The sequence below is a fragment of the Amycolatopsis sp. NPDC003731 genome (assembly GCF_053586895.1).
In genome coordinates this window covers 1-13,440 of record NZ_JBSFNC010000203.1, presented here as the reverse complement: position 1 = coordinate 13,440, position 13,440 = coordinate 1, and the positions used below count along the sequence as shown (strand labels likewise).

The 13,440-nt window shown below is 71.2% G+C and carries 12 protein-coding genes; 7 read left to right on the top strand and 5 right to left on the bottom strand.

The features are described from left to right. Positions 1-289 precede the first annotated feature (289 nt). The gene (locus tag ACWDN5_RS43070) at positions 290-673 is read left to right on the top strand and encodes a hypothetical protein (RefSeq protein WP_449680331.1); all 384 of its coding nucleotides are present in this window, start codon (positions 290-292) and stop codon (positions 671-673) included. A gap of 842 nt (positions 674-1,515) precedes the next feature. Here ACWDN5_RS43070 and ACWDN5_RS43065 read toward each other — a convergent pair. Next, positions 1,516-2,688, bottom strand: a complete 1,173-nt coding sequence (locus ACWDN5_RS43065) for a macrolide family glycosyltransferase (RefSeq protein WP_449680330.1) — start codon at positions 2,686-2,688, stop codon at positions 1,516-1,518. A gap of 262 nt (positions 2,689-2,950) precedes the next feature. Between ACWDN5_RS43065 and ACWDN5_RS43060 the strand changes: the two genes are divergently transcribed. From ACWDN5_RS43060 to ACWDN5_RS43035, 6 genes are all read left to right on the top strand, one after another. Next, entirely contained in the window at positions 2,951-4,534 is a 1,584-nt protein-coding gene (locus ACWDN5_RS43060) for an alpha/beta hydrolase (RefSeq protein ID WP_449680329.1), read from the top strand. 152 nt (positions 4,535-4,686) lie between these two features. Then, positions 4,687-5,586, top strand: coding sequence for an ABC transporter ATP-binding protein (locus ACWDN5_RS43055; protein ID WP_449680328.1), 900 nt, complete (start codon positions 4,687-4,689; stop codon positions 5,584-5,586). Then, positions 5,583-6,314, top strand: a complete 732-nt coding sequence (locus ACWDN5_RS43050) for an ABC transporter permease (protein WP_449680327.1) — start codon at positions 5,583-5,585, stop codon at positions 6,312-6,314. Before ACWDN5_RS43055 ends, ACWDN5_RS43050 begins: the two co-directional genes overlap by 4 nt. Before the next feature lie 57 nt (positions 6,315-6,371). Further along, complete coding sequence (locus ACWDN5_RS43045; protein ID WP_449680326.1) at positions 6,372-6,995, top strand: hypothetical protein; 624 nt, start codon at positions 6,372-6,374, stop codon at positions 6,993-6,995. After that, positions 6,992-7,303 carry a winged helix-turn-helix domain-containing protein gene (locus tag ACWDN5_RS43040; protein WP_449680325.1) on the top strand — a complete coding sequence of 104 codons (312 nt, stop codon included), beginning with the start codon at positions 6,992-6,994 and terminating at the stop codon, positions 7,301-7,303. The genes ACWDN5_RS43045 and ACWDN5_RS43040 overlap by 4 nt, the downstream gene beginning before the upstream one ends. A 1-nt stretch (position 7,304) precedes the next feature. Next, positions 7,305-8,612: a DNA polymerase IV gene (locus tag ACWDN5_RS43035; protein ID WP_449680324.1), complete on the top strand. Its 1,308-nt coding sequence runs from the start codon at positions 7,305-7,307 to the stop codon at positions 8,610-8,612. 361 nt (positions 8,613-8,973) lie between these two features. On the opposite strand, the gene ACWDN5_RS43030 is transcribed toward ACWDN5_RS43035, so the two are convergent. The 4 genes from ACWDN5_RS43030 to ACWDN5_RS43015 all read right to left on the bottom strand — a co-directional run bounded on the left by ACWDN5_RS43030 (position 8,974) and on the right by ACWDN5_RS43015 (position 13,335). Next, complete coding sequence (locus ACWDN5_RS43030; protein ID WP_449680323.1) at positions 8,974-10,050, bottom strand: glycoside hydrolase family 88 protein; 1,077 nt, start codon at positions 10,048-10,050, stop codon at positions 8,974-8,976. An 83-nt stretch (positions 10,051-10,133) separates the two neighbouring features. Beyond that, the gene (locus ACWDN5_RS43025; protein ID WP_449680322.1) at positions 10,134-10,778 is read right to left on the bottom strand and encodes a FadR/GntR family transcriptional regulator; all 645 of its coding nucleotides are present in this window, start codon (positions 10,776-10,778) and stop codon (positions 10,134-10,136) included. Then, positions 10,775-11,800 (bottom strand): ABC transporter permease, encoded by a 1,026-nt coding sequence (locus ACWDN5_RS43020; protein ID WP_310976038.1) that lies wholly within the window; start codon positions 11,798-11,800, stop codon positions 10,775-10,777. The genes ACWDN5_RS43025 and ACWDN5_RS43020 overlap by 4 nt, the downstream gene beginning before the upstream one ends. Further along, positions 11,797-13,335, bottom strand: a complete 1,539-nt coding sequence (locus tag ACWDN5_RS43015; protein WP_449680321.1) for a sugar ABC transporter ATP-binding protein — start codon at positions 13,333-13,335, stop codon at positions 11,797-11,799. The genes ACWDN5_RS43020 and ACWDN5_RS43015 overlap by 4 nt, the downstream gene beginning before the upstream one ends. Positions 13,336-13,440 lie beyond the last annotated feature (105 nt).

The following is a 13,440-nucleotide window of genomic DNA, read 5'->3' as shown; positions in this document are numbered from 1 at the left end:
CGCCCCGTCGCCGCTAGGCTGGGCACGAGGTCTCCGGTGTTCTTGATCAGCTTGGTCGTTGATCGGTCTACCGGAGACCTCGTCTATTTGACCCCAGACACGCCGCACCAACAATGCCGACCAGAAGTTCCGCTGGTCAGCACATCAAAACAGGCTCTAGCCGCCACGCCCTGCTAATCGCGACGGAGACCTACGCCGACCCGGCCCTGCGACGCCTGACCGCACCGGGCGGGGACGCGCGCGCGAACTGGCGGCGGTCCTGAGCGACCCGGCGATCGCGGCCTTCGAGGTGACGACGCTGGTCGACCAGCCTCACCACGTGGTGGGCGCGGCGATGGCCGACACCCGCCGCGACAGCCTGATGTTCACGGTACTGGCGGCGAAGCTGGTCGACCGCGCGATGGCGGGCTGCCCCTCGCGGCAGAAGGTGCTGGTGCTGGACTGTTACAGCGGCGCGTTCCCGACCGGCCGCCTGGCGAAGTCGGGCACGGACGTGCACACGCTGGAGCGCTTCCAGGGCCGCGGCCGCGCGGTCCTGACGGCCTCGGACGCCACGCAGTATTCGTTCGAAGGCGACGCGGTGGTGGGCTCGGCGGCCCGATCCGTGTTCACCAGGCACCTGGTGGCGGAGATGCCCCGGCAGCGGCCGAAGCACCAGTCCGATGTGGAGTGACGAATCGTGCTGGCGCGGAACCCGAGGTGGCAGCTGCCGGAGTACTTGAGGAACGGGCTGGCGAGCCCGATCGCTTCGGACCGGATGACGGCACTGGACGGGTTGAAGCGCCTGAACCGGGTGGGCAACGACCTGGTGAGGGCAAGGACGGCGGAGGAGATCCGCCGCCTGGCGGACGACAGCCGGACGGTCTCCGCGGCGGCGGTCGCCTGGGCGGCGGAGGCCGAGGGGCGGACAGGGGTGACGGCGCCGGATCGGGTTGCGGTCGAGCCCGCGCCGGTGCCGGAACTCGCGCCGGAGGCCGCCGCCGCCGAGGCCGGGCCGCGGACCACGCCGGAGGTGGCGCCGGGGCCGGGGCGGGTTGCTGCGGAGGCTGAGCGGCGGATTGCGTCGGAGCCGGCCGTTGCTGGGTCCGTGCCGCAGGTCGCGCCAGGGTCGAAGCCGGAGCGGGTTGCTGCGGAGGCTGAGCGGCGGATTGCGTCGGAGCCGGCCGTTGCTGGGTCCGTGCCGCAGGTCGCGCCAGGGTCGAAGCCGGAGCGGGTTGCTGCGGAGGCTGAGCGGCGGATTGTGCCGGAGCCGGCCGTTGCCGAGCCCGAGCCGCGAATCCCGCCAGGGCTGCCGAGGGAAGGTCAAGCGGTACCGGCGGCTTCGGCCGGGGAGGGAGTCATCTCCCCGGCCGAAGCCGGTCCGGGCTGGTCCGGCGCCGCGGCGCGCCGCCGGGTGGCGGGACGAGCCGTTCGCCGACCCGAAGGTCTACTTCATCGAGGCCGGCGTGCTGGCTTCGATGCTGGTCGTGGTCCTCGTCGGCGGCATCGCGCACAACTGGATCTTCCTCCTAGGGCTCAGACCACAAAGGACTCCACGGCATCGGCGGCGAACGAAACCCCGCCGTGAGCCCGGATCTCCGCCTTCAGCTCCGCCAACCTCGCAGCCACCGAAGCCGACGACGACACCTCATCCACCGCCTCCCGCAGCGATGAAGCCGTCACCTCGGAGGCCGGAAGGTGGCGGCCCACCCCCAGCGCCTCCAGCTGGGCCGCGTTGCCGAACTGGTCCGCCGCCTGGGGAATCGCCACCGTCGGGACGCCGAACCACAGCGCCTCCGTCGCTCCGCCCATCCCCGCGTGCGTGATGAACGCCGACGCCGCCTCCAGCACCGCCAGCTGCGGCACGCTTTCGGCCACCTCCACCGACGGCGGCAGCGGCCCGAGAGACGCCGGCGAGACCTGCTTCCCGATCGCCATCACCACGTGCCAGTCCTCGGCGAACGCCTCGACGCACGCCCGGTAGACCGGAAGCTGGTCGTTGAACGCCGTCCCGAACGACACGAGCAGCACCGGACGTCCCGACGACGGCGGGGTCCACGACCGATCGGCCAGCCGCGCCGGATCCAGGCACGGCCCGACGAACCGCACGTGCGGTCCCACCCGGTCCGCCGACGGCTGCATCGCCCGGGGAATCAGCGAAAGCACCTGCGCCGGGTGCCCGAGCCACTCCCAGGGATCCGCCGAAACCCCGTGGGACGCCAGCCACTTCGCCAACGTGGCCGCATAGTCCACACCGGACGGTGACGCCTTGATCGGGTCCATCACCGGCGCCATTTCTTCGTCGTAGCCCTCCCACGCCACCAGCGTCGGCGACAGCTGGACGGCCGGCACGCCGTACCGTGACCCCAGCAGCGGCGCGCCCAGCCCGCCGATGTCGTACAGCACGAGATCCGGCCGGTCGTCGTCGAACCGCTCGATCAGGCCGGGGTGGATCGCGATGGCTTCGTCGAGGAAGACGCGCATGGCTTCGGCCGGCTCTTCCGGCCACACGGCCGCTTCGCCGAGCGGGAAGATCGTCGGGTGCTCGACGACGTCGGCGCCCGTCGGCGCGACCAGCGACGCCAACGGCGACCCGACGACGTAGGACACGCGGTGCCCGCGGCGGACCAGTTCGGCGATCACGCCCAGTGACGGGTAGATGTGGCTCGGCGCGGTGCAGCCGACCATGACGATGTGTTTGCGCAGCATGGTGCTCCTTCAAGCCGGAAAGACCAGACGGCGCGCAGGTGAAGGGGCTCTCCCGATCGGCGGGGAGCCCGGCGGTCACGCCGTCTCAGACGAGGCGGAGCCGGATGAAGAAGATCATGGAACCGACCGTACGGGATCCCGGAACGTCCGCGCCACCCGATTTCCACCCTTCGTAGGGCGTTCGTGCTCGGCCGTCCCGCCGGACCCCTTGCCGGGGCTAGGGTTTCTTCCGCTCGAAGACGCCCGGAAAAGGGAGAAATCAGTGAGACGTGCCGTATTCGCCGCCGCCGCGGCGGCGGTGGCGTCCGCGCTCGTGGTTGCGCCCGCCGCGAACGCCGCGCCGGCCGCAAGTGCCGCGCCGGACGCGAAACAGGCGTCTATCGCCTGGGGACCGTGCACCGACGCCACGCTGTCCGGCGCCGGTGCCGAATGCGGGTACCTCGGCGTGCCGCTCGACTACCGCAAGCCGGGCGGGGAGCAGGTCCAGCTCGCCGTCAGCCGCGTCAAGCACAAGGTGCCCGACGCGCAGTACCAGGGCGTCATGCTGACGAACCCGGGCGGCCCCGGCGGTTCCGGCCTGCTGCTGGCCACCCGCGGGCCCCGGATCCCGAACCACGCCGGCGACGCCTACGACTGGATCGGCTTCGACCCGCGCGGGGTCGGGGCCAGCAAGCCCGCGCTGAGCTGCGACAAGAACTACATGGACTACAACCGGCCGCAGTACGTGCCGTTCACCCCGCAGCTGGAGAAGACCTGGCTGAACCGCGCCAAGGGGTACGCCGACGCCTGCGCGAAGAACAACTCGCGGGCCCTGCTGGAGAACATGAAGACGACCGACACGGTCAAGGACATGGACTCCCTCCGCAAGGCGCTCGGCCAGAAGCAGCTGAACTTCTACGGCTACTCCTACGGCACCTACCTCGGTCAGGTGTACGGCTCGCTGTACCCGCAGAACGTCCGGCGGATGGTGCTCGACTCGACGGTCGACCCGCGCGGTGTCTGGTACGGCGACAACCTCAACCAGGACGTCGCCTTCGACCGGAACATCCTGATCTGGTTCGGCTGGGTCGCCCAGCACGACGACGTCTACCACCTCGGCAAGACTCAGGCCGCGGTGCAGCGGGTGGTGAACGAACAGCTGCTCAAGACGTCGTTCACCCCGGCCGGCGGCGTGATCGGGCCGGACGAGATCCTCGACGTCATCCAGCAGGCGAGCTACTACCAGCTGCGGTGGCCGCCGCTGGGCGACGCGCTGTCCCGGTTCGTGAACAAGGGCGACTGGCAGAACTGGAAGTCGCTCTTCGAGGCCTTCGGTGGCCGCGGCGACGACAACAGCTACGCGGTCTACCTCGCCGTGCAGTGCACCGACGTCCAGTGGCCGCAGAGCTGGAACCAGTGGCGGCGCGACAACTGGCAGACCTTCGCCAAGGCGCCGTACTTCACCTGGCAGAACGCCTGGTTCAACGCGCCCTGCCTCTATTGGCCCGCGAAGGCCGGGAAGCCGGCGAAGATCGACGGCCGAGGTGTGCCGAGCGTGCTGATGATCGACGAGACGCTGGACGCGGCGACGCCGTTCGAGGGCAGCCTCGAGGTCCGCAGCCGCTTCCCGGGCGCGTCGCTGATCGCCGAGCCGGGCGGCACCAGCCACGCGATCACCCCGCGTCAGAACGCGTGCGTCGACGCCAAGATCGCGGACTACCTGGCGACGGGCGCCCTTCCGGCCCGCAAGCCGGGCCGCGGGGCCGACGTCGAGTGCGCCCCGCTGCCCCAGCCGGTTCCGACGGCACCGGCGGCGGCCAAGGCCGACGTCGCGACCACCCAGGGCGCTGGGCGGTTCGCCGGCTGACCTGCGGAAACCCTCGGAAACGGGGTGCCGGGCCCAGCGCCCGGCACCCCGTTTTTCGTGTTTCCGACGCCGGGGGCTTTGAACCTTCGTGGACTTTGTGTTACAAAGTGCGCAGCAACTTTGCGCTACAAAGTCCACGAAAGGAGGACGCCATGACTGGGGGACCGGCGTTCGCGCTCCACGGCCTCACCAAGCGGTTCGGGCAGGTCACGGCGGTCGACGGGGTGTCCGTCGAGGTCGCCCGCGGGGAGGTCGTCGCGCTGCTCGGGCCGAACGGTGCGGGCAAGTCGACCACCGTCGACATGCTGCTCGGCCTGACCAAGCCGGACGCGGGGGAGGTGACCGTCGCGGGCGGCAACCCGCGCGCCGCCGTCGACCGGGGGCTCGTCGGGGCGATGATGCAGAACGGCGCGCTGCTGCCGGACGCCACCGTCGGCGAGATCGTCGGCCTGATCGTCTCGACGCACGAGAACCCGCTGCCGGCCGCCGAGGTGATCGCCCGCGCGGGCCTGGAGAAGCTCGTGAAACGCCGCTGCGGCAAGCTGTCCGGCGGGGAACGCCAGCGCGTCCGGTTCGCCCTGGCCCTGGCCGGCGACCCGCGGCTGCTCGTGCTCGACGAGCCCACCGCGGCGATGGACGTCGACGGCAGGCGCGCGTTCTGGGCCGCCATCCGCGAGTTCGCCGCCGGCGGCCGGACCGTGCTGTTCGCGACGCACTACCTCGCCGAGGCCGAGGACTACGCCGACCGCGTCGTGCTGATGCGCCACGGCGTCGTCGCCGCCGACGGCCCGGTCGCCGAGGTCCGGGCCGCGGTGTCCGGCCGGGTGCTCAAGGCCGTCGTGCCCGGCGCCACCGACGCGGACCTCGCGCACCTGCCCGGCGTCACGAGCGTGCAGCTGCGCGGTGGCCGCGCCGAGCTCGCCTGCGCCGACTCCGACGCCGCGATCCGCGCCCTGCTCGCGGCGCACCCGCAGGCGTCCGACATCGAAATCACCGCGCTGGGCCTCGAAGAAGCCTTCCTGGCGCTGACCGCCGAGGAGGCCGCCGCGTGAACACGACGTACCTGAGCCTGGAGATCAAGCGGATCGTCCGCAGCCCGCAGTTCACCATCTTCACCATCGGCATGCCGCTGGCCATGTTCCTGCTGTTCGGCTCGATCTTCGGCAAGCTCGTGACGCCGAACGGCCTGGCCTCGAACGTCCAGACCATGATCAACCTCGCCGCGTACGGCGCGAGCGGTGGTGCCCTGTTCACCGGGACGCGGGTGGCGCAGGAACGCACCGACGGCTGGCAGCGGCAGCTGCGGCTCACGCCGATGCGCGGCCCCGGCTACCTGGTGGTCAAGGTGCTGTCGGCGATGGCCGTGGCGCTGCCGGTCCTCGTGGTGCTGTTCCTCGCCGGGCTGGCGACGGGCGTGGAGATGACCGCCGCGCAGTGGGGCCTGGTGCTGGTGTCGCTGTGGCTGGGCGTGCTCCCGTTCGCCGTGCTGGGCCTGGCCATCGGCCTGTTCGGCAAGGGGGACACGGTCGGCGCCGTCACCGGCGCGCTGATGATGCCGCTGGGCATGCTCGGCGGCCTGTGGATCCCGCTCTGGGTGCTCCCGGACTGGATGGCGACCGTGGCGCACTTCTTCCCGACGTTCTGGCTCGGCCGGGTCGGCCTCGAACCGCTGGCCCACCAGGGCGGGATGCTCGTGGCGGCGCTCGTGCTGCTGGGCTGGCTGGTGGTGCCGGCGCTGGTCGTGCTGCGCCGGTTCCGGCTGGACACGGCGCGGCTCTAGATGCGTGTTAGCTTCCGTGCAGTGCTGCGGGGTCTGCACGGGAGGAGGGCGAACCAGGTGGAAGACGAGCCGATGTCGGCCGAGGAGTCGCTGAACCTGATCGCCCGGCAGAACCAGCGGACGCGCCGGGAACTGGGCGGGGGCCCGGCGCGGATGCTGGCCGCCTGGGCCTTCGCCTGGATCGTCGGCTGGGGTTTCACCTACGTGACGGTGCAGCCGGGCTTCGCGATTCCCGGCTGGGTCGCCGGTGCCATCGTCGTCCCGCTGCTGTTCCTGGGCGCGATGGCCTACACGACCTACACCAGCATCCGGTCCGGCCGCGGGATCCGCGGGCCGTCCCGCACGATCGGCGCGATGTACGGCTACGGCTGGGCGCTCTCCTCGATCGGGCTGATGGTCGTCGACATCCGGATGACGCAGTTCCAGTCGTTGTCGTCGGAGCAGGTGTCGCTGCTGTGGTCGGGCACCTGGCTGCTGCTCACCGGCGTGATGTACCTGGCGGGCGGCATGGTGTGGCAGGACAAGCTGATGTACGGCCTCGGCGCGTGGATGATCGTGTCGGCCGCGCTGAGCGTGCTCGTGGGCTACCCGCACAACTTCCTGGTGCTCACCGTCTGCGGCGGCGGCGGGTTCCTGCTCGGCGCGATCGTCTACTTCGTCCGCGAGAAGTCCGGCCGATGAGCGAACTGCCCCAGCTCGACCCGGTCATCCACGCCCAGGCGCGGCTGCGGGTCACCGTCGCCCTCGCCGGGCTGCGCCCCGGCGACCAGATCACCTTCCCGCGCCTGCAGCAGCTGCTCGACATGACGGCCGGCAACCTCTCGACCCACCTGCGCAAGCTCGAGGACGCCGGGTACGTCGAGATCACCAAGGCCTACGAGCACCGCACGCCGGTCACCCTGGTCCGGCTGACCACGGCCGGCCGGGCCGCGTTCGAGAGCTACACCAAGGCGCTGCACCGGCTGCTGGACGCCACCGGCGGGGACTGACGTGGCCCGCTGGGTGATCCACCTCGACCTGGACGCCTTCTACGCGTCGGCCGAGCAGCTCACCCGCCCGACGCTGGCCGGCCGTCCCGTGCTCGTCGGCGGGACCGGGCCCCGCGGCGTCGTCGCCGGGGCCAGCTACGAGTCACGGGCGTTCGGGATCCGCTCGGCGATGCCGATGGCCCAGGCCCGGCGGCTGCTGCCGGCGAACGGCGTGATCGTGCCGCCGCGGTTCCGCGTCTACGAGCGGCTCAGCCAGGAGGTGTTCGCGGTCGTCACCGAGGTCGCGCCGGTGCTGGAGAAGATCTCGCTCGACGAAGCCTTCGCCGAACCGCCTTCGCTGGTCGGCGCTTCCTTCGACGAGGTGACGGCGTTCTGCGCGTCGCTGCGGGCGCGGATCCGGGCGAAGACCGGCCTGGTGGCGTCGATCGGCGCGGGCAACGGCAAGCAGATCGCGAAGATCGCCTCTGACGAGGCCAAACCGGACGGGCTGCTGGTCGTCCCGCAGGGCACCGAACGCGAGTTCCTGGCGCCGCTGCCGGTGCGCGCGCTGTGGGGCATCGGCCCGGTCGCGGAGGGGAAGCTGCGGTTCATCGGCGTCCAGACGCTCGGGCAGCTGGCGGCACTGTCCGAACAGGACGCCGTGGCGACGCTCGGCGGCGTGATCGGCCGCGACCTCCGTCGGCTGGCGACCGGCGCCGACGACCGCCCGGTGGCCGGCCGCGCCGAGACCAAGCAGGTCAGCGCCGAGACGACGTTCGACACCGACATCAAGGACCTGCCGACGTTGCGGGCGGAGGTCCGCCGGATCGCGGTGGGCGCGCACCAGCGGCTGGTCAAGGCCGGCCGCGTGGCGCGGACGGTGGTGATCAAGCTCCGGCACACGGACATGCACACGGTGACCCGCTCGGAGACGATCTCCGCACCCACGGACGACCTGGCCGAGCTGTCGGCGACGGCGGAGCGCCTGCTGATCGACCCGGCCGAGTTCGGCGGCATCCGCCTGGCGGGGGTGGCCTACAGCGGGCTGTCCGTGCCCCACCAGGACGCGCTGTTCTCCCTGGCCGCGCCCTCGGTCCCCACGGTGGTGTCGTCCACCCCGGCGCCGTCCCCCGCGCCACCGCCGTCGGAGTGGCGCCAGGGCGACGACGTGGTCCACGAGGAGTTCGGCACGGGCTGGGTCCAGGGCGTGGGCCACGGCCGGGTGACGATCCGCTTCGAGCACCGGTCGTCGGGCCCCGGCGTGGCGCGTACCTTCCCCCAGTCGGACCCGGCCCTGACCCGCGGTGACCCTGGCGATTGCCTACGCTGAAGTGTCACATCACTGGGGCATTTCGGCCTAGGCAGCCGAGCAGCCCTGCAGCTTCGCCACCTGCTGGCCCGCCAGCAGGAACGCGCTCGCGCCGGCGTCCGGTGTGGCCCCGCACCTTTCCTCAGTCGGCCCCGGCCCGCGGCGACCCTGGTGATTGCCTACGCTGAAGTGTCACATCACTGGGGCATTTCGGCCTAGGCAGCCGAACAGCCCTGCAGCTTCGCCACCTGCTGGCCCGCCAGCAGGAACGCGCTCGCGCCGGCGTCCGGTGTGGCCCCGCACCTTTCCTCAGTCGGCCCCGGCCCGCGGCGACCCCGGTGAATGCCTACGCTGAAGTGTCACATCATCGGGGCACTTGGGCCTAGGCAGCCGAACAGCCCTGCAGCTTCGCCACCTGCTGGCCCGCCAACAGGAACGCCCCCACGCCGAACGCCGACGTGTCCGTCGCCTGAGCCGTCGCCGGGCGGTCGCCCACCGGCTGGACGTACCCCACCTTGCCGTCGGCCTGCAGGGCCTTCGTCGACAGGGCCGTCCACGCCTTGTCCACCACGGGCCGGAACCGGGCCGCGTCGAGGATGCCCGCGTTGACGCCCCAGCCGATCCCGAACGCGAAGAACGCCGTGCCGCTGGACTCCGGGCCGCCGTGGTTCCACGGGTTCAGCAGGTCCGAGTTCCAGAAGCCGTCACGCCGCTGGGTCAGGGCCAACGTCGAAGCCATCTTCTTGAACACGCGCAGGTACTCCGGCCGCCGCGGGTCGTCGGTCGGCAGCACCTGGAGCACCTTCGTCAGCGCCGCCAGGGCCCAGCCGTTGCCGCGGGACCAGAACACGCCCGAGCCCTTGAACCGTGCGTCGCGGTACCACAGGCCGGTGAACTCGTTGAACAGCTTGCGTTCCGATGAACGGAAGAGCTGGTCCATCGCGTCCAAATAGGACGGATCGTGGTCGATCAGGCTCATCCGCGCGAACGACGGCATCGCCATGTTCAGCGCGTCGGCGTAGTTCCAGTAGTCGCGGTGACCCGCCTGCACCGAAGCCACCTCGGCCTGGATCCGGGTGCGGATCGAGTCGAGGGGGATTTCCGGGTGGAAGTACGTGTAGAGGTCGAGGTAGGCCTCGCCGGCGGCCTGGTTGTCCGGGAAGAACGGCCGTTTCGGGTCGTCGGGGAGCAGGTACTTGTTGGCCTGGGCCCACGGGTACGTCTTGTGGTTGGACTGGCCGGTGGTCCGGACCAGGGCCAGGTTGCCGACGTGGAACGTCGCGTTCTGCCAGTCCGGTGCGTCGGGGTTGGTGCCGTTGGCGGCCCAGTAGTTGCCCGCGGACACCATTTCGTCGGAGATCGTGCAGGTCGCGGCGGCCGCCACCGGGGTCGTCAAGAGACCGCCCGCCACCGCCGCGGCCGCGAGCACGCCGAAACCGCGAATTCCCGGGAAACGCATGAAAAGCGTCCTCCTCAACAGGTCATGGCGGCGGTCGTCCGCAGCGAGTGAAGCGCGTCCCGGTAACCGTGTCAAGGTACCGATCACCGGTACGCCGCAACGGTTTCCAGCAATCGGCGGCACGCGGACTCGGCGCCGTCGGCGTTCTTCGCCAGCACCAGCGTCAGCACCCGGGAATGGGCCACCAGCTCCATCGGCTCGCCCTGCGCCCGCAAAGCGGCGGCCACCGGCACCTGCAGCTGCGCGATCAGCGTGTTCCCCGACGCCCGGATCAGCGCCGCGTGGAACCGCGAATCGGCGTCCTGGAACGCTTCGCCCTCGCCGTGCTCGACCGCGTCGGCCATCTGCGCGTAGGCCGCCGCCATCGCCGACAGCTCGTCCGGACGCCGGTGCCGCGCCGCCATCCGCGCTGCCTGCGGTTCGATGGCCAGCCGCAGCTCGAGGAGCTCGCGCAGGTGCTCGCGGCCGCCGGGACCGCCGACGCGCCAGGCGATGACGTCCGGGTCGATCGCGTCCCACGCCTCGGGCGGCAGCGTCCAGGTGCCGACCCGCGGGCGCGCGGTGACCATGCCCTTCGATTCGAGCACGCGCAACGCCTCGCGGACCACCGTGCGGGACGCGGAGAACCGGCGGCCGAGCTCCTCGGGGACGAGCGGCTGCCCGTCCCCGAGGACGCCTTCGACGATGAGCCTGCCCAGTTCGTCGACGATCCGGGCGTGGAGGTTCACTCCGGCAGGCCGACGCGCCGTTCCCCGCTGCGCAGCTGCTGCAGCACGACCGCGATCACCAGCAGCGCGCCGTGGGCGACGTTCTGCCAGAACGGGTTGATCCCCAGCCCGGACATGCCGTTGTCGAGCACGCCCAGAATGACCACGGCGAGCACGGTCGAAATGATCGACCCGCGGCCGCCCTTGAGCATCGTCCCGCCGAGCGCGGCGCCGGTGACGGCCTGCAGTTCCAGGCCTTCCGAGCCGGACGTCGGCTGGCCGGAGCCGGTGCGGGCGGTGATCAGCACGCCCGCGATCGCCGCGACCACGCCGACGAGCGCGTACACGCCGATGATGTACCGGTTGATGTTGATGCCGGCCAGCCGCGCGGCCGTGTCGTTGCCGCCGATGGCGTAGACGTTGCGGCCGATGTCGGTGTACTTGAGCAGGAAGTGCAGCAGTGCCGCGACGATCAGGAACACCCACACCAGCGACGGCAGGCCCGCGATCGCGCCCTTGGCCAGGAAGATGAACAGGTCGTCGCCGCCGGTGTAGCCCTGCGCCTTGCCGTCGGAGATGACCTGCGCGATGCCCTTGTAGGTGGCGAGCATGGCCAGCGTCGCGACCACCGGGTTGACCCGGCCGAAGATGATGATCATGCCGTTGACCAGGCCGCAGAGGATGCCGACGCCGACCGCGGCGAGGATGCCGACCTCGGCGTTGCCGGTCGAGGTGAACACCATCGCCGAGATCACCGACGCCAGGCCGGCCATCGAGCCGACCGAGATGTCCAGCGCGCCGAGGATGATCACCAGCGTCTGCACCAGGGCGAGCAGGCCCATGATGGTGATCGCGCTGCCGATGAGCAGCAGGTTGTTGGTGCGGAAGAAGTTCTCGTTCAGCACGCTCAGCAGGATCACCAGCGCGATCAGCGTGATGATCAGGCTGGAGTTCTGGACGCCGATGCCGGTCAGCACGCGCCGCGCGGCAGACGGCTGCGGCGCGGCGGCGGGCGCCGAAGTTTCCTTGGTGGGGGTGCTCATGCGCCGATCTCCTGGGCGTCGTCCACGGCTGGTTCGGTTTCGGGGATGGCGAGGGTCAGCACGGCTTCCTCGGTCGCCTCTTCGCGGCCGAGGAAGCCGGCCAGGCGCCCGGCGCGCATCACGAGGGTGCGGTCGGCCAGCGTCAGGACCTCGGGCAGGTCGGAGGAGATGACCAGCAGCGCGATGCCCTCGGCGGCGAGGCCGTCGATGATCCGGTAGATCTCGGCCTTCGCGCCGACGTCGACCCCGCGCGTCGGCTCGTCGAGGATCAGCAGCTTCGGCCGCCGCGCGAGCCAGCGTGCGAGGACGGCCTTCTGCTGGTTGCCGCCGGAGAGCTTCCGGACTTCCTGCTCCATCGACGGCGTCCGCACGCGAAGCTCGCGTACGTACTCCTCGACGAGCGCGCGCTCCTTCGCCCGCTTCACCACCCGGAAGCGGCGAAGGCGATCGAGGACGGCGATGGAGACGTTGTCGCGTACGGATCGCTGCATGAGCAACGCGTCCGTCTTGCGCTCTTCGGGCGCGAAGCCGATCCCCGCTTTGACGGCGTCACCCGGGTTGTGCGCGCGCAGCCGCTTGCCGCCGAGCTCCACGGTCCCGGACCGGATCGGCAGGTCGCCGACGATCGCGCGGGCCAGCTCGGACCGTCCCGCCCCGACCAGCCCGGCCAGGCAGACGACCTCGCCCGCGCGGACCTGCAGCGAGATCCCGGTGACGTCGTCGGTCGTGACGTCGGCCAGCTTCAGGACCACGTCCCCGGCGTCCTGGGTGACGCGGCGCTCGAGCGCGGAGAGGTCGCGGCCGATCATCATCCGGACCAGGCCGGCCTCGTCGGTCTCCGCGGCCCGCTGGACGCCGACGAGCTTGCCGTCGCGCAGCACCGCGACGCGGTCGGCGAGCTGGAAGATCTCCTTCATCCGGTGCGAGACGTAGACGACCGCGACCCCGCTGTCGCGCAGCCGCCCGATCAGCCGGAACAGCGCCTCGACCTCGTGTTCCGACAGCGACGACGTCGGCTCGTCGAAGGCGATGACCCGGGGCGGGGTGGCCGCGGTGAGCACGCGCAGGATTTCGACGAGCTGGCGTTGCGCGGGGGAGAGCGCGGCGCCGAGGGTGGCCGGGTTGAGGACGCCTTCGAAGCCGTACTCGACGAGCGCGTCGTGCGTGGCCTTGGTGAGCGTGCGGCGGCTGAACACCCGGGCCTTCGCGGGGAGTTCGCCGACGAAGACGTTCTCCGCCACCGAAACGTGCGGGATGATCTCGGGTTCCTGGTAGATCACGCGCACCCCGGCGGCCATCGCCGCGCGCGGGGTGTCGAAGGTGACCTCGGTGCCGTCCAGGAGCAACCGGCCGTCGTCGGGGCCCTGGTCGCCGGACAGCACGCGCAGGAGCGTCGACTTGCCGGCGCCGTTTTCGCCCATCAGCGCGAGGACTTCGCCGGAGCGGAACTCCAGCGAGACGTCGTCGAGGGCGGTGACCCCGGAGAAGCGCTTGCCGATGCCCTCGACGGCGAGTGCGGGAGGGGAGCTGGACATGGTCGCCTTCCGTACGGCGGTCGTGAGTGGTCAGGCGCTCGAGCGCGACGGCACCGGCCTGGCCGCGCTGGTGCAGGACGACGAGGTGTGGAAGGACAGCCGGTC